Raw genomic sequence first — 23,993 nt, 5'->3', positions numbered from 1 at the left:
CGCACCCCTCCGGGACTGCGCTCTTCGAACCCTGCGCGCGCGCGACGTCAAGACGCTAAGAGCGCCCCAGCAGCCACAACAGGCCAGCAATGCTGAGCGCCAGCACACCAAGCGCGAGCAGCGCAATGAGCGCCTCTGTGAAGCCCCATCCACTTCCCTGCGCCGCGCGAGACGCCGGAGCCGCTTCAGCGGGCTGCGCGAGCGGCGAACTCGTGCTCACCGAGGCAGGCGGAGGCGTCGGCGTGGAATGCGCTGCCTTCGGCTCCTCGAGCGAAGGCGGCTCGAACACCGCGTCTGGACGGAGCGGCTCACACGGGCTGCGCTCGATCTCCGCGAGCGCCTCGGCGGCCGGGTGCTCGAAGATGAGCCGATCACCCGAGATCGCGAGCACCTGTCCAGGACGCCAGATCGTATCGAACTGAGGCACTGGAACGCCGTCGAGCGAAGCGCCCGAGCGCGATCCGAGATCTTGAACCGAGAATTGATCACCCCTGCGGGTAATGGCCAGATGACGGCGAGAGACGTCCGGGTCGTCGAGGACGAGATCGGTGTCCTTGGCGCGCCCGAGGATGTAGGGCCGCGCCGCCTCCTCGATCCGCAACGCGCGGCCGCTGTCGGGGCCCTCGACCACGACCACGCGCGGCGCCGGATCCTCCCCTTGTGCGGCGAGGCCGCGCGCGACGAGCTCGAGGGCGAGCTCCTTGGCGGCGGCCGCCGGGGCGGCCTTCGCGACCGCCGGCTCGATCCGGAGCACGAGCCACACGCGCCCGATGCGGATGCGGTCGCCGGTCTTCAGGGGCATCGCCGTGCGCAGGGCGATGCGTGTCTTGCCGAGGAACGTGCCGTTCTCGCTGCCCTCGTCGAGGAGCAGGTACGTGGCGCCCCGCTGCCGGATCGACGCGTGCCGTGGGCTCACGCTCGTGTCGGGGAGGCGCACCTCGCAGCCCTCCGCGCGGCCGATGATGACGCGGGGCGCGTCCAGCGTCAGGGAGAGCTCGCCGCCGTCCGCCTTCCCCGCCCCGCCGGGCGCGAGCACCACGATCGTCAACGCCATCGATGCTGCCTGCGCGCGAGGGGGCGGCTCGGCCTCAAATCGCCGCCGTACGACGCATCCGCTCGGAGGCGCTGAGGAGCTGGCGCACCGCCTGGTCCTGCTGCCGCGCCGCCTCCTCGATGCGCTTGCCGGCCTCGACGAGCTGCTCGCCGCCGCGCGTCTGGCTGCGGTGCGAGGTGTTGAGGCTGTTGACCATGTGCGAGATCTGCTCGATCGCGCTCGTGATCTGGCGACCGCCGCGCGCCTGCTCCTGGCTCGACCGCTCCACGTGCTGCGTGATGGTCCGCATCTTCTCGGCGCTCTTCATGATGAGCTCCGAGCCGCGCGCCTGCTCCGCCGTGGCGGCGGCGATCTGCTGCACCGTCTCGGCGATGCGCCCGATCGCGTCCGTGACCTGCTTCGACCCCTTGGCCTGCTCGACCGTGGCGCGGGCGATCGCGCGCACCATGTTGGTCGACTTCTGCGAGCTCTCGAGGATCTTCTTGAGGGCCCGCTCTGCCTCGTTCGAGACCTCGACGCCGCGGTCGACGTTGTGAGCGCCGCGCTCGACGGCGGCGATCGCGTTCTTCGACTCGGACTGGATGGTCTTGATGAGCTCGGCGATCTCCTTCGTGCTGCCGCCGGCGCGCTCGGCGAGGTCCTTGATCTCGTCGGCGACGACGGCGAAGCCCTTGCCGTGCTCGCCGGCCTGGGCGGCGATGATCGCGGCGTTCAGCGCGAGGAGGTTGGTCTGCTCGGCGACGTCGTCGATGACGGCGAGGATCTGCCCGATCGCCTCGATGCGGAAGCCGAGGTTCGAGATGACCGCCACGGCCTCCTGGCTCGACTCCTTGATGCGGTAGATCTCGCCGATCGTCTTCAGGATCGCCTCGGCGCCCTTCTCGGCGTCGGTCGCCACCTCCTCCGAGAGCCGGGCCGTCTCGTTCGCGTTCGACTGGACCTGGTCGATCGAGACGTCCATCTGGTTCATCGAGGAGCTCGTCTCCTCGGCCGTCAGCGCCAGGGCGTCGACGTTCTTCGCGACCTCGCGGATGGAGTAGGCCATCTCCTCGATCGAGGAGACCGTCTCGCGCACGCTCGACCCGAGCTCGCCGACGTTCTCGGCGACCTCCTCGTTCGTGGCCGTCATCTCGAGGATGCTCGAGCTCGACTCCTCCGCGCTCGACGCGAGCGACTCGACCGACTGCGCGATGTTGGCGAGGGCGGTCGTCATCTCGCGGATGTACACGGTCGCCTGCTCGCTCGCGTGCATGACGCTGCTCACGCCGTCGCTGAGCTTGGGCAGCAGCTCGTCGAGGAGCACGGTGGCCTGCGCCAGCTCCGAGCGGCGCTGCTTGTCGCGCAGCTCCGCCTGGGTGATCCGCTCCGCGATGCCGCTGAGCTCGGAGTAGAGGCGCGAGAGCTCGGGCGACGAGCCCGGCGGGACGCGCACCCGCTCGCCGGCGGTGGCGCGGAGCACGGCGTCCACGAGCGCGTCGACGTCGATGTCGGGGCCGCGCTGCGCGAGCTCGTTCACCTTGCGGGTGAGCGTCGAGCACTCCCGCTCGAGGGTGTCGCGCTCCTTCGCGATGCCGTCACGCTCCCGGCTCAGGTTGTCCCGCTCCCGCTCGAGGGTGTCGCGCTCCTTCGCGATGCCGTCGCGCTCCCGGCTCAGGCCGTCGCGCTCCCTCGCGAGCTTGTCGCGCTCCTCCGCGAGCGCGTGGCGCTCCTCCGCGAGCTCGAGCTGGCGGCCGGCGATCTCGGCGATCTGCTCGTAGGTCTCGGCGACGTCGGCGGGGGCGCCCTCGGGGAGCTTGGGCCGCTTGCCCCGGGCGGCGCCGCGGAGCGCGTCGCGCAGGCCTCCCAGGGGGACGCCGCCCTTGCCCGCGAGGCTCGCGTACACCACCGCCACCGCCGCGGAGAAGCCGAAGACCATGAACAGCTGGCCCGAGAACTCCGCCAGCCACTTCGACGCGAAACTCAGCCCGAAGCCGATGAGCGCGAGGAGGACGGCGATGGGGATGGAGAGCTGCTTGGAGTTCATTTCGTGCGTTCCAGCGCGGTCGAGCTGCGGCGCGCGCGTTGGCCGGCGCGCCAAGGGCGACCCCGAAGGACGACCGAGCGTAAGAGGCGAGTGCCCCCCGGTGCAAGGAGAGCGCGCGGCAGAAGCGCGGCGAGCGCGGCAAGGGAGCCGCGGGCAGGCGAGCCGCGAACCGAGATCTCCTGGGCAGAGGCGCAGGGGGCGGGCCCGCGCGGTTGGGGGAAACGCGATGAACTTGGACGATCTCGACCCGATGGCGTATGCACGGAGGTTGCGGCGGAGAAGGAGCCCGCCGCGGGGGCTCGGCGCGGGCGCCGATTCCTCTAGGTTCGACCGCACCGACCCTGAACACCGCCGCGGACCGCGGCGGCCGCCCGGCCGTACCGGCGGCCGGGCGGGCGTGGCCGTCCCGCCATGTCCCTCGCCGCTCGCCTCCTGCTCGCCTTCGGGCTCGTCGCGATCATCGCGACGGCGTTCGTCGGGCTGACCCTCCGCGAGGCGTCGCGCGAGATCATCGAGGGCGGCTTCGCCGAGCGGATCGACGCGGCGCATGCAGGCGTCCGGCGGCAGCTCGCGTGGGAGGCCGACGCGCTGCGCGACCTCCTGCCGCCGCTCTGCCGGCACGACACGTTCGTCGACAAGGCCCACGTCGAGCTCGAGCGCGCCAAGGGCGACCCGGACGCGATGGACCCCGGGAGCCGCATCGCCCTCGGGCGGCTGGTCCCGAGCCAGGCCAAGGCGCTGCGCCTCGACGAGCTGTCGCTCGTCGCGGGCGACGGGAGCGTCCTGGGGGCCGAGGACGCCGCGCGCATCGGCGCGCGCGACAAGCGGCTCGCGGAGCTGATCCAGGCCCCCGGGGGCGCGCCGCGGCTCCGGCCGGCGAAGGCGGGCGGCGAGCCGTCGCTGGAGGTCCACTGCGCCCTGTCGAGCCACGGGGTGACCATCGGCCTCGTGGGGGCGCGGCGGATCGGCCCGGTCCTCGCGCGGATCGGCGAGGCGTACCATGTGCGCCTCACGGCGGCGCGGGAGGGGGAGCTCGCCCCTCAGAGCAGCGAGGCGGAGGTCGTGCGCGTCCTCCATTTCGCGGAGATCCCGGGCCTTGACGTTGTCGCGTCTGTTCCGCGCGATCCGCTGAGGCAGGCGCTCGCGCGGCTGGATCGCGCGATCGCGCTGACGGGCGCCACGGTGCTGGCGATCGCCGTCGCGATGGCCGTCGTGCTGGCGCGCAGCCTGTCGCGGCCGCTCGTGGCGCTGGCCCGCGAGACGCGCGAGGTGATGAGCGGCGCGCCGCGGCGCGTGGAGGGGCGCGGGGGGCGGGAGATCGCGGATCTCGCGGCGGCGTTCAACGCGACCATCGACGAGCTCGCGGCGATGCGCAAGCGCCTGGCCGCGACCGAGCGCATCGCCGCGCGGCGCGAGGTCGCGCGCCAGATCGCCCACGAGATCAAGAACCCGCTGGCGCCCATCCGTGCGGCGGTGGAGACGCTGCGCCGGCTCCGTCAGCGCGACGACCCGGCGTTCGACGACTACTTCGCGGAGGCGACGTCGACGGTCCTGAACGAGGTGCACCGGATCGCGAACATCGTGACCGAGTTCACCCAGTTCGCGCGCCTGCCGCCGCCGAACCTCACGCCCATCGACCTCGTCGCGGTCGCGCGCGGGGTGGTCACGCTGCACGCCGCCCCGGCGTCGGGCGAGGCGACCTCCGGCGCGGGCGCGACCTCCGGCGCGCCGTCGCCGCGCGTGGAGCTCGTGGCGGATCCGATCCCGGAGGTCTCGGCCGATCGCGATCAGCTGATCCAGGTCCTCACGAACCTGGTCCAGAACGGGCTGGACGCCGCGAGCGCCATCCGGCGCGACCCGCGCGTCTCGGTGACGATCGGCCCGCTGCCGAACGACCGCGTGCGGATCGTGGTGCGCGACAACGGCCCGGGCGTGGCCGAGGAAATGGTGCCGCGCCTGTTCGAGCCCTACGCGACCAGCAAGGACAAGGGGACGGGGTTAGGCCTCGCGATCGCGCAGCGGATCGTGTTCGAGCACGGCGGTGAGATCACCTACCGCAAGGCCAAGAAGGGGGGCGCTGTCTTCGAGATCTGGCTGCCCATCGCGGGCCCTCCTCTCCTGGAGAAGCCGCTGGGTGACACCACGGTGCGACCGCGGCCGCAGGCGCCGCGGTCGGGGGCGTGAGGGGCGGCTAGAGAGGCTGGTTGTCGTATTCGCAGGCCGAGCTGCAGCCGTCGCCGCTCGTGTTGTTCGCGTCGTCGCACTCCTCGTACAGGCTCTGCCGCACGCCGTCGCCGCAGTACGGCCCGTAGATGCACCCCGGCGCGCACTTGCCGTAGCCGCCGGTGTTGTTGCCGTCCCCGTCGTCGCACTGCTCGGGGCCGTTGACCACGCCGTCGCCGCAGCGCGGGCCGTAGACGCAGCTCGGGCCGCACTCGCCGTAGCCGCCGTCGTTCACGCCGTCGTCGCACTTCTCGCCGAGGTCGGCCTGCACCACCGAATCGCCGCACTGGGCACCCTTGCGGCAGTTCTCGCTGCAGCCGGTCGCCTCGTTCGGGGGATCGCACTGCTCGCCCCACTCCTCGTCGATGTGGCTGTCGCCGCACTGGGCCGCCGGCGTGCAGTCGGGGAAGCAGCTGCCGTAGAAGCCGTCGTTCACGCCGTCGTCGCAGGTCTCAGCGCCGTTGACGGCCGCGTCGCCGCAGTACGGCCCGTACGAGCAGTGCTGCGTGCACCCGTTGTAAGCGCCGTTGTTGTCGGCCTCGCCGAGGTCGCAGTCCTCCTCGTCGGGCTGCACCACGCCGTCGCCGCAGCGCGGGCCGTAGAGGCACATCAGCGCGCACTCGCCGTAGCCGCCGTCGTTGACGCCGTCGTCGCACTCCTCGCCGTAGCTCGCCTGCACCACCGCGTCGCCGCAGAGCGCCCCGAGCTGGCAGCCCACGCAGTTCGGGTCGGCCGGGTCGTCGCACTCCTCACCCCACTCCTCGTCGACGTTGCCGTCGCCGCACCGCGGGGCGGGCGTGCAGTTCGGGTTGCACGTGCCGTAGAAGCCGTCGTTGCTGCCGTTGTCGCACTGCTCGGGGCCGTTCGTCGCGCCGTCGCCGCAGTACGGCCCGATCTCGCACTCGCGCGTGCAGCCGCCGTAGCCGTTCGCCGTGTTGCCGGAGCCGAGGTCGCACGCCTCGTACGGCGCGTTGACCGCGCCGTCGCCGCACCGGGGCGGGGCCACGCACCCCGGCGCGCAGGCGTTCGAGGCGTTGGCGTACGCGCTGTTGTTGATCCCGTTGTCGCAGGTCTCCGGGCCGTTCCTCTGACCGTCGCCGCAGTACGGCCCGAGCTGGCAGTTGTTGCACTGGCCGTAGCCCGTCCCGTTCTCGCTGCCGTCGTCGCACTCCTCGCCCGGCGTCACGACCGGCTCGTCGACCCCGCACTGCGGCGAGCACACCGACGTGCCGGCGCTGAAGCCCGACAGCGTGAGCTGGTAGTTCGACCCGACGACGTGGCGCTCGGCCTGGAACACCGCGATCTCGTAGACCTTGCCCGGCTCGAGGTTCAGGTCGACCTCGTAGGGGGTGCGGGCGTCCGCCGGGCAGGCGTTCTGGGTGCACGGGGTCACGCGGGCGTCGCCGTTGTCCAGGATGGTCACGCTCTCCTGGAGCTGCCCGTGAATGCCGCCGATGTCCGCGGTCAGCGTGTTCTTGATGAACACCCAGACGTCGTCGTCACCGAAGAAGGTGAGCACCGGATCGGCCGCGGCGCCGTTCGGATTGAACTGGAACCAGTACCGGACCTCGCTCGTGAAGTAGTAGTTGTGCGAGGGGTTGCTCTGCTGCGCCTTCTCCAGCCCGGCGGAGACCAGGTTGCTGAGCACGGGATCGCCATTCGGCGGGGTGGGGTCCACCGGCCAGAACGGGCTCCGCTGGTACACGTACCTGCCGGCCTGCGGGGTCAGCTCGATGGTGGTGACGAGCGTCCTGTTGTACGTCGGGTTGTCCCGGTACCACCACTGGAAGTTGTTCTGCCCCGTGGTCCAGCCGTTCGCGTCGCTCGGCGTGACGAAGGCGGGGCCGAACCTGCTGACGGGCTTGCCGGCGGCGTCGAGCGTCGGCTGGACCATCTTGTCGATCTGATTGCCGCTGGGATCGATCTCGAAATCGAAGTGCCCGACGAGGGTGTCCGTCAGGTTGTTGTCGCACGCGGTGTTGCTGACGTTGCGGTCGTACGAGGTCGGGCACCAGCCGATGAAGTCGCGGATGACCATCGGCAGCCGCATCTCGGTGGGCTGAACGGTGCAGGCGTAGCCCGGCTCGATCGTGCACGTGGCGGAGCAGCCGTCGCCGCTCGCGGTGTTGCCGTCGTCGCACGCCTCGGTGGCGTCGCCGGGCAGGAGGATGCCGTCGCCGCACTTCGAGATGCACGCGCCGCCGCTGCAGTCCGGCTCGCCCTTGCAGTCCGGCGTGCAGAGGTCGCGCCAGTTGCCGTTGCCGTCGTCGCAGGCCTCGGTGCCCTCGCGGACGCCGTTGCCGCAGACGGAGTAGCCCGTGCAGTCCTGGGGCACGGCGTTGGTGCACACCCGCCCGGGCTCGATGCGGCACGTATCGTCGCAGCCGTCGCCGGAGACGAGATCGTTGTCGTCGCACTGCTCTGCGCCGCGCTTGAGCCCGTCGCCGCAGATGGTCTTGCAGGGGAACCCGACGCGCGAGCAGTCCCAGCCCACCTCGATCGTCTGGCAATCGGCGCTGCAGCCGTCGCCGCTCGCCGGGGGCTGCGTCCCGTCGTCGCACACCTCGGTGCCGCCGATCTTGCCGTCGCCGCACACGGGCGGCGGCGGCGGGGTGCAGCGCCCGCCCGCCGGCGGGCACGTCCAGCCGACCTCGATCTTGCACTGCGCGGTGCAGCCGTCGCCGCCCTCAGGGGACGTCCCCCCGCCGTCGTCGCACTGCTCGCCGAGCTGCACCGTGCCGTCGCCGCAATAGGTCCTCACGGTGCAGGCCTGGCCGGGCTTGCAGACCCAGCCCTCCTCGAGCCGGCAGTCCGCGGAGCAGCCGTCGCCGCTCGCCGGCGGGTCGTCGCCGTCATCGCACTGCTCGTTGCCGCTCACGCGGCCGTCGCCGCACAGGTAGAGCGGGATGCACGGCTCGCCCGGCTCGAGGCACACGTACGCCGGGTCCTTCACCTGGCAGTCGGCGGAGCAGCCGTCGCCATCCGCGGCGTTGCCGTCGTCACAGAGCTCGCCCGGCTGCACCTTGCCGTCGCCGCACTCGATCAGCCGCACGCAGGGCGATCCGGGGGTCGGGCAGTTGTAATAGGGCTCCTGCCGACACAGGCTCGAGCAGCCGTCGCCGCTCGCGGTGTTGCCGTCGTCGCACCCCTCGCCTGTCTCCTTGGCGCCGTTGCCGCAGACCGGCAGCCGCGTACACGGCTGATCGGGCCGGCTGCACTGGTAGCCCGCCTCGCGCTTGCAGTCCGCGCTGCAGCCGTCGCCGGACGCGGGCGGGTCGTCGCCGTCCTCGCACTCCTCCGAGCCGTTCACGCGGCCGTCGCCGCAGTCGTAGAGCAGGATGCACGGCTCGCCCGGCTTCGGGCACACGTACGAGGGGTCGACGTAGTAACAGTCGGCGCTGCAGCCGTCGCCATCGACGTTGTTGCCGTCGTCGCAGAACTCGCCGGGGTCGACGACGCCGTCGCCGCACGCGATGGTCAGCTCGCAAGGCTGACCGGCCGTCGGACACTCCCAGTAAGGCTCGACCTGGCACTGCCCAGAACAGCCGTCGCCCGGCAGCGTATTGCCGTCGTCGCAGGCCTCGGACGCCTGGTTCAGCGCCGCGTCCCCGCAGGCGGGGTCGGGAGGCAGGAAGCACTCGGGGGGCGGATCGTCGACCTCGCACGGGTCCGGCTCGCCGCCGCCGTTGCCGCCGAGGCCGATGCCGCTGCCCACCGTGAACTCGGGCTCACCGCCGGTGCCGCCGGCGCCGCCGACGCCAGGCGCGCCGCCGCCGGAGTTCGCGCCGCTCCCGGAGCCGGTCGCATCGCTCGTGGTCGCGCCGCCCCCGCCGCAAGCGACCGTGATCTGAAGCAATCCCACCGCCAAAGCCAGATAAGAAGTCCTTAAACCCACGGCCACCTCGATAACGCACGTTGCGCTCTTCCCGAGCAAACGGCGCTAGACACACTTTATCGTAAAAGTGCACCCCCGCTCCAGGCGAAATCGGCGGCGCTGCTGTGCTCGGCGCAGCTCTTCATCCTGCTCACCGCCGGTAGCCGACGTGGTTCTGCGCCTTGGTTCTGCGCCCAGGCGTCCACCTCGGTTCTGCACCTTGGTCTCGGCGCAAATTTCGATAATAATGTCTATTTCCACCGTAGCTTAACTCGGCTTCTGCCGACGAGCTCGCGGCTTGATGTCGAATCGAGCACGGCCGGAGTTCGATCTTGACATCGCCGGGCGCGCTGCGGATCAGGGCGGCGGCGAGGTTTACGCGGGCCAGCCGCCGCTCATCCGGCGATCACCATGATCTCGGTCGCCTTGATGAGCGCCTGCACCTGCTTGCCGACGGAGAGGCCGAGCTCCTTCGCCGCGTCGCTCGTGATGACCGCGACGAGCTCCGTGCCCCCCGGCCCCTCCATCACGACCTTGGCCATCACGTCGCCCACCACGAGCTCCGTGATCTTCCCGGGGATCTTGTTCCTGCCGCTGATCTGCATCTCCTGCCTCCTCCCGCGCGATCCTACCGCGGAGCGGCCGGGGCGCCGGTCCGCGCCGCGGCCCGGCGGGCGCCGCGGCAGCTCAGGCCGCCTGCGACTGCCCACCTCGGGGCGGACGCGACTGGCCGTCTCAGGCAGGCAGCGACTGCCCGTCGATCCGACCCGGCCTGCGCCGCGCGACCTCGATCCCCGAGATACAGACGGCCAGCCACACGGTGCCTGCGGCGAACCCCGCGAGCACGTCGCTCAGGTAGTGCACGCCGAGGTACATGCGGCTGAAGCCCATCGCCACGGTCCAGCCGAGCGCGAGCGCGACGAGCACGAGGCGAGCGCGCAGCGTCCGGAGGAGCAGGAGGCCCAGGTACGAGAGCATGCCAAAGGCGACGAACGTGCCCATCGAGTGTCCGCTCGGGAAGCTCCACCCCGCGGCCACCGCGAGCGGATCGGCGAACGTCGGCCGCGGCCGGGCGAACAAGGCCTTGAGCGCGAAGTTGAGGAGCCCGCCACCGGCGAGCGCGAAGAGCCACCCGACCGCGAGGACCCGCCGGCCCCGCCTCAGCAGCGCCGCGGCCACGACGACCGCGAGCAGCGCGAGCGCCCAGAAGCTGCCGAGGAGGGTGAACGCGCGGAGCGCCGCCACGCCGGCGCGGCTCGACGACGCGTGGAGCGCGCGCGCGAGCGCGAGATCGACGTCCACGATCGGCTCGCCCTCGCGCACCCCCTCCGCGAGCGCGACGAACACGAGCGCGGCCATGCTGAGCACCAGCCCGAGGCCGAGGTGGATCACGAGGTACTCGGCCGCGGAGAGCTCGCGCAGCACCCTCGCGACCGCGGGGAACCGGGCCGAGAGGCGCTGCGTGGCCGGGTGCGCGGCCGCCGCGGCGTAGGCCCGGACGGCCCACGCCCACAGCGCCCGCGCGTGGCGGTCGGAGAAGCGCGCGACGGCGACGAGCCCGAGGAGCACCCCCACCGTTCCGATCAAGAGCAGCGCGAGCAGCAGCAAGGGCCGCGCGCCGACCGCCGAGGCCAGCTGCTCGGCGGGGAGGTCCAGCGCTTCCATGCCGGAGCTCTATAGCGGGGCGCATCTTCGTGCGCCACGGGCTCATCCCCGTCGTCCGGCTCGGTGCGGCGTACGTTCGATCTCGCTCAGGGGACGAGCGACACGACGGCTTCCGGCGTCGCGAGATCGCTGATGTTGGCGACCCGAATCTCGTCCTCGGAGACGGAGTAGACGTAATCCTCCATGAAGACGCTCCGCTTCACGAACGACGTCGCGTTGCTCCACCAGCTCCCGCAGCTCGGGCCGTTTCCGCCCGCGCTCGCGTCGGGCAGCGGGTGGGGCACGCCGCCGACGGACGTGAAGCCCGCGCCGGTATCCACCTTGTAGACGAGCAGCCCGCTGAACGTCATCGTGTCGCCGAAGTCGCCGCCGCTCCCGCCCTCGCAGATGACCATGGGGATCCCGAGCAGCCCCCGCTGGGTGAAGTAGTTGAACGCGAGGTGGTTGGTCGCGGCGTCGCTCGCGGAGCCGCGCGTCCCGATCACCTCCTTGTGCGTGAGCGTCGGCGCGTCGAGGTCCGTCACGTCGAAGATCTGGAGCATGATCCCCTGGAACCACGCGAAGTCGCCCTGATCGTCGGCGTCGTAGCCGATGCTCATGACGTGCCCCTCGTCGATCATGTGCATGTAGGTCGAGAAGCCGGGGATCTTCAGCTCGCCGCGCACCCTCGGCGCCTCGGGATCCGAGAAGTCGATGGTGTAGAGCGGGTCGGTCTTCTTGAAGGTCACGACGAACCCGACGTCGCCGTAGAAGCGGGCGGATCGGATGTCCTCGCCGGGCGCGAGCTGGTCCACCATCCCCTTGACCACGAGCGCGCCGCCCTCCTGCTTCAGCGACGCGACGGTGTTGTGCGTGTCCGGATCGGGCAGGTGCCCGGTGGTGGTCGCGATGCGGAGATAGCCCTCGTGCTCGCTGAGGGCGAACTGGTTGAGCACGCGCCCCTTCACGACGCCGCTCCCCAGGTACGCGCTCGGCGCCGCGCGCTCGCTCAGCGCGAACTTGTGGAGGGTCGTCGCGTCGGGCGTCGTCTCGCCGTCGTCGTAGAACCAGCCGTACGTCTCGCCGTACTGGTGCCGGCTCGCCACGTAGAGAGAGTCCGCGGTCGCGTAGACGGCGCCGGGCCTGCCCACGATCGTCGTCTGGCCGAGCGCCTCGGTGCCGAGCTCGGTCGAGACGACCGAGAGGAAGCTCTGCCCGTCGCCCGTGTTCGACAGGTAGAAGTTCTCGCAGCTCGCGAACGGGGCGTCGCTCCTCGGGTGCGCCACGCCGTCCCGGTACAGCGTGTCCTCCACGGTGGGCAGCTGGATGTCGAGCGGGGCCGCGTCGATCACGGCGAGGTTCTTCTCCACGAGCTTGTCGTACGCGCCGTTCACGGCGGCCACCGTGGACGGGTTGACCCCCTGCTCGGACAGGGTGCAGACATCGATGCCCTCTGGCCAGGTAGAGAGTCCCTCCACCACCGGCTCGGGGGAGGCCACGACCGTGTGCACCGCGCTCCCGATGCGCCGGGCGTTGAGGAACGATCCGGAGAACTTCAGCGTCCGCACGACGGTCGGCGCCGTGAGATCGCTGATGTCGAGCTCGGTGACCATGAGCGGCGTGCCGTCGCCCGTGAACTCGCAATCGTATCCGTACGTGCACTCACCGCCGTGATAAGGGAGCTCGCCGTCAGGCGACGAGGACGGGGACAGCGACGAGTACACGAGGGCGCGCTTCTCGTGGACGAAGAGCTTCTTCGGATCCCCCTCGATCGCGACCGACGCGACGCGGTGCGTGTCGGCGGCGGGCCACGCGTCGAAGATCTGGAATTGCCCGTGGGCCAGGATGTAGACGTGCTCTCCGTCGTTCTTGATGAAGTCGGCCTCGTCGACGTCCGCTTCCTGCGTGTTGGTCGTCGAATACTCCGTGGCAGCCCCGTCGTCGTCCCCCCCTGCCTCCTCGCCCGGCGCCGAGACGGGCCCTCCCGTGGAGGAGGAGGAGCCGGAGGAGGCGGATGCGACGACCCCGCCGTCCGCTCCGGACCAGTAGCACCCCTCCTCGAGCTGCTGCAGGGCGGACTTCCGCGCCACGTCGACCGACTTGATCATGTTCTGCTTCAGCCGTTCGCGAAGCAGCGCCTCGACATCGTCACAGCTCGTCGCGGGCGTGAGGGCACTCTGTGCCAGGCCCGTCTCCGCGGGCCCGCCCGATCCGCTTCCGCGCGAGCAGGCGGCGAAGCTGGCGCCGAGCGCAAGCAGAGAAACAAGCGTACAACCCCTGTAGAATGATCGCATGTGAGTCTCCGTGTCCGTCTGTCGTTCGGATCGATGGCCTCAGGAGAAGCACTCGACATGCCGAGCCATTTTGTTTGTAATTACCGGAAGATACAATCCATCACCAGCTGGCACACCCCGGCACATATTGCGCCTGAACCCTCATCGCGCCGAGTCGGTGCGCGGGCGCCGGAGGGCTCAGAGGAGGAACAGGAACGCCGCGGTGACCAGGGGTGCGTATACGACGAACGCGACAAGCAGGAACCCGAGCAGCTCCTTGAACTCCACGCGTGCCACGGCGAGCAGCGGCAGCGCCCAGAACGGCTGCACGAGGTCGGTGGCCATATCGCCCCACGCGTAGGCCAGGACGACCTTGCGCGGCTCGACGCCGAGGTCGGAGGCTGCCTTGAGCAGGTAGGGCGCCTCGATGGCCCACTTCGAGCCGCCGGAGGGGACGAAGTAGTTCACGATGCCGCTGTACCAGTAGACGATCGCGGGGAACGTCTCCCGCGAGCTCAGGGCGACGAACGCCTCGCCGATGCGGTCGGTGAGGCCGGTGGCCTTGAAGATGCCGTAGATGCCCGCGTAGAGCGGGAACTGCAGGACGATGCCGTGAAGGACGCTGGCGGCCTCCTCGGAAGCCTTGATGAGGCGCGCCGGCGTGCCGTGCAGGAGGACGGCCAGGGTGAGGAAGATGAAGTTGACCGTGTTGATGTTGATGTTCCGCCAGCCGCTCCACAGCACGGTTGTCGCGTAGACAAGCCCCGCGGCGCCGAAGAGGAGGTTCAGCACGGGAGAAAAGTCGAGGAGGGACGCGAGCGACGGCGCGGCCGGCGGCGCGGGCGGGTCGAAGCGGCCAAAGCCCTCCACCACCTTCGGGTCGACCCTGACGGTGCGGTCGGGCGTCGGGTGGAGGAGCCCCGCGAGCAGCGTCATCACGGCGACGACCGAGAGGAGGAGCGCCAGGTTGAAGGCGGAGAGCAGCGTCTCGTCGATGGGGATGATACCGGTGGTCTTCTCGAGGAAGTGGCCCGGCGTGGCGACGAGGAGCGGCGCGGAGGCGGAGAACCCGGAGTGCCATGTCGCGCCCATGCCGAAGTACGCGCAGGCGACGAGGAGGCGGTAGTCCACGTCGGGCTGCCGGCGCACCACGAAGCGCACCAGCATGGCGGACGCCACGAGCGACAGGCCCCAGTTCAGGTACGACAGCGCCATGGAGACGAACGCCATCAGCATGACCGCGCGCCGCGGCGTGGCCGCGAGCGCGGCGATCTTCTCGAGCGCGGCGCGGACAGGGGCGGTGAGCGCCAGGAGATAGCCGCTGAACATCACGAGCGCCATCTGCATGGAGAACGAGAGCAGCTCCCAGAAGCCGCCGCCCCAGCCCTTCACGACCTCCATCGGCGCCGCGCCCGCCCACGTGAGCCCGAGCGCGAACGCGAGCAGCGTGAGCAGCACCGCGATGGCGAAGGCCGAGGGCACGTACCGCGCGCTGAATCGCCCCAGCGCGTCCGCGATGCGAACGAGGGTTTCCATGGGATCCTCCCCAGCCGGTCCGGTCTCCCTGCGGCGTAGCACGGGCGAGCTATGCTGGGGAAGGCCTCGGACAAGGGGAGCTGGCTCGAGTTGAGCCCGAGGAGGGAGCGATGGAGGAGCGATGAAGAAGCTGGAGCTCACGTCGTATGCTGCGCAGGCCGCCCGCTGGCCCGCCGCGGGGCGCCACATCCTCGCGCAGTTCGACGCCGAGACCATCGTGGTCTATCAGGCGTACCGCCCCTCGATCGCGCGGCACGCTGCCCTGCACCAGCGGCTCGGAGGGCCGGAGTTCAGCTTTGGCCGCATGAGCTGGATCAAGCCGAACTTCCTCTGGATGATGTTCCGCTCGGGCTGGGGCACGAAGCCCGACCAGGAGGCGGTGCTGGCCATCCGCATCCAGCGCGCGGGGTTCGACGCGATCCTGGCGGCCGCGGTGCCGTCGGGCTTCGTGCCCGAGCTGCACCCGAGCGAGGAGGCGTGGAAGAGCGATCTCCAGCGCTCGGACGTGCGGCTCCAGTGGGATCCGGACCACCATCCGTCGGGCGCGCCGGTCGCGCGGAGGGCGATCCAGCTTGGTCTGCGGGGCGCGATGCTGCGACGGTTCGCCGACGAGTGGACGGTGGGCGTGGAGGACATCTCGGAGCTCGTGGCGGAGCAGAGGGAGGTGCTGCGCGGCCGGGGTGTCGGAGAGCTCGAGATCCCGCGGGAGGAGGTGTATTGGCCGACAGCGGCGGAGGGAGCGAGGCGGGTTGGGATAGCGCGCTGGGGGGTGTAGCGGGACGGGTGCGCGCGCGAGCCCCTATGCGGCGCGCCGCACGAGGGCGCGGCGGCCGCGGTCGGTCAGGGCGAAGTGGCCATCGACGAGCCCCTCGGCGACGAGCTCGTGCGCCCAGCGCCAGGGCGGCTCAGCGCCCGGGCGCTCGACCCAGGCGCGCAGCGCGTCGAGCGCCTCGACGGGTAGCTCGAAGCGCTCACGGAAGGGCGGGAGCGTGCCGACCCGGAGCACGGCGCCCGCCCGATCGGCCGCGAGATCGAGGCCGGGGCGCCGATGGTAGACGGCGCCGTCGACCTCGATGTGCGTATCGCCGGCCTTCTCGCGCGCGACGACCTCGGATCCGACGTCGGATCGGCCGCGGAAGACCAGCGGCGACACCGGGGCCGGCTCGCTCGGCGCCGGCGCGCGCCAATGCAGGTGATCGCGCCAGGCTTGCCGGAGAGCCTCGTCGGAGATCACCTCGGCGAGCTCGCGCTCGAAACGCCCCTCGATCTCGAGCATGCGCGCCTCGAGCTTGCGCCGCACGGACTCGGCGGTGGCCCGCTGGTGCTCGTTATGCACGTGATTGTGCTCGTGGACGATCGCCAGCAGATCGTCGCGGCTGGGCGGTGGCTTGATCATGCGTGCCTCCGCTCCCCTCCCTGGGGCCGACGATCGCGCGGCGCGAGGGATGGATGCATGAGAGCAGGAGACGGAGGTTCCAGCATCCCTTGTGGCTCCAGCCTCCGTCGAAGCGCGGTGACGCGCTCACCGAGCGGGCCGCGCCGGCGGGCTCGCAGCGCGCATGGCGAGCGAGCGACCGCGAGGAGAGGAGATTGACCCGAGGATGCGCCATGTCGTGCCCGAGAGCCTCGGTGGCTTGCGGGCCGTCACGCACGGACGTCGTGCTCCGGACACGGCCCGGCGGCGTCAGGGGCAAGCCCTGGCCATGGTAGCGGCGCTTCCCTACCTTCCTCGCCAATGGCTTCCAGCTCTCTCGGCTTCGCCGAGTCCCGCCAGCAGCGCGTCGCCCACGTCCTGCTGTTCGTCACCCCGGCGCTGTTCACCACCAACATGCTGCTGGCGCGCGCCACGGCGGATTTCATCCCGCCCGTGGCGCTGGCGGAGCTTCGATGGTTGGGCGTCGCGCTGGTGCTGCTCCCCTTCTGCGGCCGTGAATTGTGGCGCAACCGCGCCGCGCTACGGCGCGACTGGGCCCGATATGCCCTGCTCGGCCTGCTGGGCATGGGCATCTGCGGCGCCGGCGTCTATTACGGCGCCGCCACCACCACGGCCACCAATATCGGCCTGATTTACGCCGTCTCGCCGGTGATCATCATCCTGCTGTCACGGGCCATGTTCGGAGAGCGGCTCAGCCGGCGCCAGGGCCTGGGCGCCGCGCTGGCGCTGACCGGCGTGCTGGTCATCGTGCTGCGCGGCGACCCGGCGGCGCTGCTGGCGCTCCGCTTCAGCACCGGTGACCTGATGATCCTTGGCGCGGCGATCTCCTGGGCGCTTTACACGGTGCTGCTGAAGCGATGGCCCGATCCGCTGGGGGTCCAGGCGCGGCTCACCGCGATCGCGCTGGCCGGGGCGATCCTCCTTTTGCCGCCGCTCGGCTGGGAGCTGGCCAGCCGCGGCGCGCCGCATTTCGACCTGCGCACCATCGCCACCGCGGTGACCCTGGTCCTGGTGCCAGGCGTCGGCGCCTATGCCACGTACAGCTATATCACCGAGCATCTCGGCCCCAGCCGCACTGGCCTGCTGCTCTACCTGTCGCCGGTCTATACCGCCGTGCTGGCGTGGCTGCTCCTCGGCGAGGCGTTTGCCCTCTACCATTGGCTCGGCGCGGCGCTCGTCTTGCCGGGCCTCTTCTTCGCCACGTACAAGCCGAAGACGACCTGAATACCCCGCGCTTGGCGACCCGACCCCTGCCCGAGCGGCTGCGCTCGGCCGAGCTGCCGCCGCCCGGCGGCCCCGGGGGTCGCTCCGGCCGGCGCGCGCGCTGACGCGTCGCGCCCTCCATGATCTTGCCGCGCCTTCCATGATCTTGCGGATCTTGCGTGGCGCCTCCTCGTGCGCAGGTTCTCTCCCGGCGTCTGCGGGCTCCCGGTGCTGGGCTCGGCGCCTGCTTGACAGAATCCTCCAACAGCACCAGACAGATTCCTCCAGATGATGACGAAGACCACCCTGCCCGTCGTGCTCCTGACAGCCCTCGCCGTCGCGACCGCCGGCTGCGATTCCAGCGGCAGCGGCGGGCGGTCCAGGGAGCGCTGGGCGACCACCGAGAATACCAGCGTCGAGCTCGACTTCGACAAGGTCAACGAAGCCTTCAAGGCGGCCGAGGGGCCCGAGGACTTCGAGCAGCGCGTCAACGAGATCTACCAGGGGAGCGAGGTCATCAGCGTCGCCGTACAGGACCTGGACGCCAAGACGCAGGTCGTCACCGGGTTCTTCGACAAGAACAGCGACGGCGGCGTGCAGGACCCCGAGAAGGTGTTCACGATCCGCCGTGACGTCTCGGGCGAAGGCGCCGCGCAGATCCAGACGTCCGGGTTCGGCCCCTACGGGTACTACCACTCGCCGGTGATGAGCCTGGCGTCGGGCATGCTCCTCGGCGCCATGGTGTCGTCGGCGCTGCGCCCGAATTACGTGCCGGTGTACACGCAGCCGTACACCACGCCGCCCGGCCGCGCGCCCGATCTGCGATCCCACCGCGAGGCGTACCGCGCCGCGAACCCGTCCAGCGTCGACCACAGCAAGTCGTCGCAGACCGGGCGGCGCTACAACAACGCCGGCGGCAGCCGCTTCGGGAGCGGCAAGTCCGGCGCCGGCTCGCGCTTCGGCGTCCGCCGCAGCGAGCGAGGCCGCAGGCCCGAGCGCCTGGTCGCGTAGCCGCGCGCCAGCCGCCGCGATGCAGCCCCTGCGAAGCATCTCCGAGCTCCCGTTCCGCTGCCGTCCCGCGCTGGAGCTGCTGAACCTCGAACAGCACCGCGACGAGCCGGACGTGGAGTCCACGCAGTTCGGCTGGTGCCGGGTGGACGCGCTCTGGCTGGATGGCCGCGCGGATCGAGGGCCGCTACGGCTGACCGACGCGCTCGTCGTGGCGGTGCACTCCGCGGACGAGCCGGAGGTGCTGCCCGATGACGTGGAGCTCGAGTTCTTCGTCGAGGAGGTCGCCGAGGACTACTCGGTGACCGTGCTCCTGTCGGCGTTCCTCGAGCGCTGGCTGCCGGCCGCGCTCTCCGGCGAGCGCGCCATCGTGCTCGCCATGTGCAACCCCCACGCCGCGCGCATCCGGCGGCCGGAGGCGGCGGGGCGCACCCCCGTGTATTATGCCGACGGCGACGTCGACGCGTGGCTCGACACCGACGCAGACGGTCGCCGGCATATCCGCCTCGAGGCAGAGGCCTGGCGCATCGCGGAGTGAGACGATGTTCGAAGGACGCAGACAGCCGATCGTGTCGCGCGAGCAGAAGCTGGTCTATGCCGGCATCTACGTGCTGAAGAAGATGGACCTGAAGCCCGCCGATGGAGGCATGGAGATGCCCCTCGTGCTGCCGTCCGAGCTGAGCCCGCTGGAGGACGTCCTGCAGGAGCTCGTGAACGCGGACCTCGTCGAGGTCAACCGCCGCAAGGCGCGGTTCGAGCTCACCAAGAAGGGGCTGGCCTACCTCGGCGAGATCATCGACGAGGCGGAGGCGCTTGTCGACGAGTTCGACGACGAGTCGCTCGAGGACGCGGTGGCCGAGCTCCGCAGGCGAAACGTGGACGTGCTGCGGGCCCGGTTTCTGTGGGGCTGGTACGACGGCGAGCTGGACGATCTGGTGCTCTTCCAGCAGCGCCGGGGCGCGACGCCGGTCGAGCAGTGGTGGGCAGACTACCTCATGAGCGACGCGTTCTACGAAGCGCTGAGGGGCGACTACGAGTGAGCGCGAGGGCGGCCGTCAGCGCGGGCGGGCACGCTCCCCCGTCAGCCGCGTGAGGAGCCGCGCCAGCTCGGCGCGCTCGCCTGCCGAGATCCGCGCGAGCCTTCGCCCGAAGGCGTCGTCGAGGATCGCCCGCGCCGCCTCCATCGCCTTGCGCCCCGAGCGGGTGAGCGTCAGCCGAAAGCGCCGCAGATCGCCCGCCTCCGTCTCACGCTGGACGAAGCCGGCCGCCTCCATCCGCTTCACCATGAAGGTGATCGAAGGCTTGGGCGTGATCAGCGCGCGCGCCAGCTCGGCAGGGTAAGGGTGGTCGTCGAGCTTGCCGAGGAGGAAGAACTCCTTCATCTCGAGCCCCAGCGCGCGCACCTCGGGCTCCACCTCGGCCATGACCGCCATGCTGAACTCGAAGTTCAGCGTCCAGAGCTCCCAGGGCGACGGCTTGTCCATGTTCTCTCTGCTCGCGCTTGACGATGGAGCGGTGCGGCGCTACTAGTTCAATATTGAACTGTTCGAAACGGAACAAGTTCCAGAGGTGATGCGATGCCGCTCGATCATTATGTCACGCTCGGTCGCTCAGGTCTGCGGGTGAGCCCCTTTTGCCTCGGCGCCATGACGTTCGGCGAAGACCTGGGCTGGGGGAGCAGCGTCAAGGACTCCGAAGCCATCCTCGACCGCTTCATCGAGCTCGGGGGGAACTTCATCGATACGGCGAACCTCTACACCAAAGGACACTCGGAGAAGATCATCGGGGATCACCTCGGCCACGACCGGCAGAAGCGCGACCGGCTGGTGATCGCCACGAAGTTCAGCGGAAACCTGTACGTCGGTGATCCCAACGGCGGCGGCTCGAACCGCAAATCGATCCTCGCCGCCTGCGAGCAGTCGCTCCGCCGGCTGCGCACCGACTACATCGATCTCTACTGGCTGCACAACTGGGACAAGTTCACGCCGATCGAGGAGACCATGGCGGCGCTCCACGATCTCGTCCAGTCGGGGAAGGTGCGTTATATCGGCGTGTCCGACACCCCTGCGTGGAAGGTGACGCAAGGGCAGCTGATCGCTCAGTTCCGCGGATGGGCGCCGTTCATCGGGCTGCAGATCGAGTATTCGCTCCTCGAGCGGACGGTCGAAGGGGAGCTGATCCCCATGGCCCAGGAGCTCGGGCTGGGGGTGACGCCGTGGTCGCCCTTGCGGAGCGGGATCCTGAGCGGCAAGTACACGCGGAGGAACGCCGCGACGGTCAAGCCGGAAGGGCGGCAGTGGGCCGCGGGCTACCTCGACGAGAGGAGCTACACGGTGATCGACGAGCTCGAGCGGATCGCCAAGCAGCTCGAGACCACCGTCGCGCGCGTCGCCCTCAGCTGGGTGCAGGCGCGCCCGACGGTGTCGTCCACGATCATCGGGGCGCGCACGCTGGCGCAGCTCGACGACAACGTGAGGGCGCTCGAGGTGAAGCTCACGCCGGAGCAGACGGCGGCGCTCGACGCGCTCACCGCTCCGAAGCTGAACTTCCCGGCCGAGTTCCTCGATCTGGCGCACATGATCCAGGCCGGGGGGACGACGATCAACGGTCAACCGTCGCAGCTCATCCCCTTCGGCGTCACGAAGAAGGGCGATCATTACTGACGAGTGACCTCGACCACGGCGCGATCCGCGTGACGCGAGCGCGCGGCAGGGGAGGCGCCGCCCGGGCGTTTTGATAGTCTCGCCCCTCGCCTCGTGGACACGCCCGCCCGTCGCCCGCTCTTCCCGCACCTGCCCGCGCTCGACGGGCTGCGCGGGCTCGCCCTGCTCGGCGTCCTCTTCTTCCACGCGAACGGGATGCTGCGCGGCGGCTTCCTCGGCGTCGATCTCTTCTTCGTCCTCTCGGGCTACCTCATCACGTCGCTCCTCCTCGCGGAGCACGAGGCGCGCGGCGTGATCTCGCTCAAGGACTTCTGGATCCGCCGCGCGCGCCGGCTCCTCCCGGCGCTCCTCGCGCTCGTCCCGGTGGTCGTGCTCCACGGGCGCCTCTTCGGGCCGCCGAGCGCGCTCGCTGGCCTCCGCGCCGACGTGCTCGCGACGCTCGGCTACGTCGCGAACTGGCGCGCCATCTACGCGCACAAGAGCTACTGGGAGATCTTCACGTCGCGCTCGCCGCTCGAGCACACGTGGAGCCTGGCGATCGAGGAGCAGTTCTACGTCGTCTGGCCGCTCGTCATCGTCTTCGTGCTCTCGCGGTGGTCGCGCCGCGGCGTGCTCGTCCTCACGCTGACGCTGGCCGCGCTCTCCGCGATCGCGATGCTCGTCCTCTTCGCGCCGGAGAGCACGACGCGCGTGTACATGGGCACGGACACGCGCGCCTCCGGCATCCTCCTCGGCGCCGCGCTCGCGACGGTGCTCACGCCGCGCGCCGAGCTCTCCGCGGGCGCGGTGCGCCTCCTCGACGGCGCCGGCGTCGCCTCGGCGATCGGCCTCGCGATCGCGTGGTCCGTGTTCGACGGCCAGTCGTGGCTCCTCTACCACGGCGGGTTCTGGCTCACGGAGCTCGGGGCCCTCGTCCTCATCGCGTGCGCGGTGCAGGGCTCGCGGAGCCTCGTCGCGCGCGCGCTCGCGTGGCGCCCGCTCGCGTGGGTCGGCACCATCAGCTACGGCGTCTACCTCTGGCACTGGCCGGTGCACGTGTTCGTGTCGAGCGATCGCCTGCACGGCCCCGCCCTCACCGCGCTCCGCTTCGCGATCACCTTCGCGGTCGCGCTCGTCTCCTACCGCTTCCTCGAGAGGCCGATCCGCGAGCGCGGGCTGCCGAAGGGGCGCTCGTTCTGGGCGGTGCCGGCCGGCGTCACGCTCGGTCTGCTCATCGCCGTCCGCGCGACCCACGCGCAGGACGGCGAGGCGCCGAAGGGCTCCGCGATGTTCAACGCGCTCGTCACCGCGGTCGTGAAGGACGACGTCACGTTCCGCGTCGTCGTCGTCGGCGACTCGACAGCGAACACGCTCGGCTGGGCGCTCCGCGGTCTGCACGAGCGCGGGCTCGCGGTGGACCTCCACGGGCGGGACGGCTGCACCATCATGGCGGACCTCTGCGGCATGACGGAGTGGCCCGCGCTCCTCGCGCAGGCGAAGCCCGACGCCGCGGTCCTCTACCTCGGCGGCGCCTTCATGCACGGCATCACGGCGAACGACGAGTGGACGAAGGCGTGCAAGCCGGCGTGGCACGAGCGCTTCGAGACGAACCTCGTCACGAACCTCGACAAGCTCCGGAACCCGCACGGGCGCGTCTGGATGGCGACCGTCCCCTACGCGCTCGGCGACTGGGAGACGAAGGACGTCCGCGAGCAGGTCACGTGCATCAACCGCTCGATCCGGAAGGTCGTCGCGACGCTGCCCGACGTCGCGCTCCTCGACCTCCAGGAGAACATCTGCCCCGGGGGCGAGTGCCGGCGCATGTACGAGGACGGCGCGATCCGACCCGACGGCGTGCATTTCACGATCGACGGGGCGCGCGGCGTGGCGCAGTGGACGCTCGCGGAGCTCCGCGCGAAGCCGCGTGCGGCGGCCCCCGGGCCGCCCCGCTGAGCGGGCAGACGCCCCGCCGACCACGAGCGCAGCGACCCCGCCGGGCACCGACCCGGCCATGACGACAGCGATCACGAGCGTGGCTGGCGCGGCTACGCGCTCCACCGGAAGACCGATCTGGAGCAGGTCAAGGCCGAGTTCACCGAGCTCAAGCACCGTGTTTACCGGCGCAAGAGCGAGAAGGTGCCGTCCATGGAGCGTGAGGTTCACCGCGGCAGGAAGAAGGATCCGTCGGAGTCACTCCGCGAGCGGCGCGAGAACGCGCTCGCGAAAGAGAGGCTCGTCGTCGATCAGCTGAAAGTCCACGTACCGACGCCGAGCGCTCCTGTCCTCACTACAAGCGATGCGACCTGCGCTTTGCCGGCGAGGGGAAGACATCGACGGGATGCGACCACGTAACTGGGCACTTCAGTGCGTCGCGTGACGGCATGTGAAACGCTCGCATGCTTACGCGGCGAGTACGTCGCCGTTTGCTTGGCTGGATGAGCACGCGGCTTTGGCTTGTACCCCTCGCGCCGCGCGAACTTCTCGGCACGCAGCCCGCTCCGTTCTCATCGCTCGACCCGCTCGGCCCACTCCGCCCTCGTCGCCGTCGCTTCTCCTTTGTCGCGATGGAATCAGGTAGCCGGCACCACGCGAACGATCGCGATGCCCTTGGCTGGTCGGATAGGGCTGCGAGACAACGGCCATTGACGCGGACACGCGCTCTTGCACCGCGCCACTCCAGGAGATCTTTGTGCCGAAGCATACCCGTCAGGGCCAGCAGCAAGCGGATGCGATCAAACGCCACACGAGCCAAGAGACTCACCTGGCACGCGATGTAGACGACGTGCGTCCCACCGACACGGTGACGTGCACCGCCACCTCGGATGCCCGGACAGCGGAGATGGCGGAGCGCGATCCTCGGATCGCGCTCCGCGACGCTGGCCATTTGTATATCCATGCGGATCTCCATTCGTCGATCGGGACGCCCGAGAGAGCGAGCCAGAGATGTAAGCAGGCCACCTCCCGCGAGAGCCTCGCGCGAGCGCTCGACCTCACGCTGCAGGGCTGCGAGCTCGCGCTTCAGCTCGCCGATCTCTCCACCTTCGTTCAGCTCGAAGCCGAGCACCACGACCGCGAGAG

17 protein-coding genes are annotated in these 23,993 nt (G+C 70.5%); 8 read left to right on the top strand and 9 right to left on the bottom strand.

The genetic code is table 11. The features are described from left to right. Positions 1 to 55: 55 nt before the first annotated feature. Both WMF39_RS48655 and WMF39_RS48650 read right to left on the bottom strand, forming a co-directional pair. Complete coding sequence (locus WMF39_RS48655) at positions 56 to 1,054, bottom strand: FHA domain-containing protein (RefSeq protein ID WP_437743254.1); 999 nt, start codon at positions 1,052 to 1,054, stop codon at positions 56 to 58. A gap of 34 nt (positions 1,055 to 1,088) precedes the next feature. Then, positions 1,089 to 3,077, bottom strand: a complete 1,989-nt coding sequence (locus WMF39_RS48650) for a methyl-accepting chemotaxis protein (protein ID WP_437743253.1) — start codon at positions 3,075 to 3,077, stop codon at positions 1,089 to 1,091. Positions 3,078 to 3,488: 411 nt separating this feature from the next. On the opposite strand from WMF39_RS48650, the gene WMF39_RS48645 reads away from it, so the two are divergent. Further along, positions 3,489 to 5,261, top strand: coding sequence for an ATP-binding protein (locus tag WMF39_RS48645; protein ID WP_437743252.1), 1,773 nt, complete (start codon positions 3,489 to 3,491; stop codon positions 5,259 to 5,261). Between the two features lie 7 nt (positions 5,262 to 5,268). On the opposite strand, the gene WMF39_RS48640 is transcribed toward WMF39_RS48645, so the two are convergent. The 5 genes from WMF39_RS48640 to WMF39_RS48620 form a co-directional block, all read right to left on the bottom strand. Further along, the gene (locus WMF39_RS48640; protein ID WP_437748130.1) at positions 5,269 to 9,156 is read right to left on the bottom strand and encodes a DUF4215 domain-containing protein; all 3,888 of its coding nucleotides are present in this window, start codon (positions 9,154 to 9,156) and stop codon (positions 5,269 to 5,271) included. A gap of 413 nt (positions 9,157 to 9,569) precedes the next feature. Further along, complete coding sequence (locus WMF39_RS48635; RefSeq protein ID WP_437743251.1) at positions 9,570 to 9,779, bottom strand: TOBE domain-containing protein; 210 nt, start codon at positions 9,777 to 9,779, stop codon at positions 9,570 to 9,572. 130 nt (positions 9,780 to 9,909) lie between these two features. Further along, a complete protein-coding gene (locus tag WMF39_RS48630) occupies positions 9,910 to 10,839 on the bottom strand; it encodes a phosphatase PAP2 family protein (RefSeq protein ID WP_437743250.1) in 930 nt (309 codons plus the stop codon). 86 nt (positions 10,840 to 10,925) lie between these two features. Beyond that, positions 10,926 to 12,926, bottom strand: coding sequence for a beta-propeller domain-containing protein (locus WMF39_RS48625; protein WP_437743249.1), 2,001 nt, complete (start codon positions 12,924 to 12,926; stop codon positions 10,926 to 10,928). 363 nt (positions 12,927 to 13,289) lie between these two features. After that, on the bottom strand, positions 13,290 to 14,627 hold the full coding sequence (locus WMF39_RS48620) for a short-chain fatty acid transporter (protein ID WP_437743248.1): 1,338 nt from the start codon (positions 14,625 to 14,627) through the stop codon (positions 13,290 to 13,292). Between the two features lie 121 nt (positions 14,628 to 14,748). On the opposite strand from WMF39_RS48620, the gene WMF39_RS48615 reads away from it, so the two are divergent. After that, positions 14,749 to 15,402, top strand: coding sequence for a DUF4291 domain-containing protein (locus WMF39_RS48615; RefSeq protein ID WP_437743247.1), 654 nt, complete (start codon positions 14,749 to 14,751; stop codon positions 15,400 to 15,402). A gap of 24 nt (positions 15,403 to 15,426) precedes the next feature. Here WMF39_RS48615 and WMF39_RS48610 read toward each other — a convergent pair whose 3' ends face one another. Next, complete coding sequence (locus WMF39_RS48610; RefSeq protein WP_437743246.1) at positions 15,427 to 16,023, bottom strand: hypothetical protein; 597 nt, start codon at positions 16,021 to 16,023, stop codon at positions 15,427 to 15,429. Positions 16,024 to 16,362: 339 nt separating this feature from the next. Here WMF39_RS48610 and WMF39_RS48605 point away from each other — a divergent pair, with 339 nt between their 5' ends. The 4 genes from WMF39_RS48605 to WMF39_RS48590 all read left to right on the top strand — a co-directional run bounded on the left by WMF39_RS48605 (position 16,363) and on the right by WMF39_RS48590 (position 19,313). Continuing rightward, positions 16,363 to 17,286, top strand: a complete 924-nt coding sequence (locus WMF39_RS48605; RefSeq protein ID WP_437743245.1) for a DMT family transporter — start codon at positions 16,363 to 16,365, stop codon at positions 17,284 to 17,286. 270 nt (positions 17,287 to 17,556) lie between these two features. Next, positions 17,557 to 18,276, top strand: coding sequence for a hypothetical protein (locus WMF39_RS48600; protein ID WP_437743244.1), 720 nt, complete (start codon positions 17,557 to 17,559; stop codon positions 18,274 to 18,276). Positions 18,277 to 18,295: 19 nt separating this feature from the next. Next, positions 18,296 to 18,811 (top strand): hypothetical protein, encoded by a 516-nt coding sequence (locus tag WMF39_RS48595; protein ID WP_437743243.1) that lies wholly within the window; start codon positions 18,296 to 18,298, stop codon positions 18,809 to 18,811. A gap of 4 nt (positions 18,812 to 18,815) precedes the next feature. Further along, complete coding sequence (locus WMF39_RS48590) at positions 18,816 to 19,313, top strand: hypothetical protein (protein WP_437743242.1); 498 nt, start codon at positions 18,816 to 18,818, stop codon at positions 19,311 to 19,313. A gap of 15 nt (positions 19,314 to 19,328) precedes the next feature. Here WMF39_RS48590 and WMF39_RS48585 read toward each other — a convergent pair whose 3' ends face one another. Continuing rightward, positions 19,329 to 19,757, bottom strand: coding sequence for a MarR family winged helix-turn-helix transcriptional regulator (locus WMF39_RS48585; protein ID WP_437743241.1), 429 nt, complete (start codon positions 19,755 to 19,757; stop codon positions 19,329 to 19,331). 93 nt (positions 19,758 to 19,850) lie between these two features. Here WMF39_RS48585 and WMF39_RS48580 point away from each other — a divergent pair, with 93 nt between their 5' ends. Both WMF39_RS48580 and WMF39_RS48575 read left to right on the top strand, forming a co-directional pair. After that, the gene (locus tag WMF39_RS48580) at positions 19,851 to 20,936 is read left to right on the top strand and encodes an aldo/keto reductase (protein WP_437743240.1); all 1,086 of its coding nucleotides are present in this window, start codon (positions 19,851 to 19,853) and stop codon (positions 20,934 to 20,936) included. 93 nt (positions 20,937 to 21,029) lie between these two features. Next, positions 21,030 to 22,868 carry a DUF459 domain-containing protein gene (locus WMF39_RS48575; RefSeq protein ID WP_437743239.1) on the top strand — a complete coding sequence of 613 codons (1,839 nt, stop codon included), beginning with the start codon at positions 21,030 to 21,032 and terminating at the stop codon, positions 22,866 to 22,868. The last annotated feature ends 1,125 nt before the right edge of the window (positions 22,869 to 23,993 follow it).

Source organism: Sorangium sp. So ce1504 (assembly GCF_051521635.1).
Lineage (GTDB): Bacteria > Myxococcota_A > Polyangia > Polyangiales > Polyangiaceae > Sorangium > Sorangium cellulosum_B.
The sequence above is the reverse complement of the archived record's forward strand: the minus strand, read 5'-3'. Positions and strand labels throughout refer to the sequence as shown.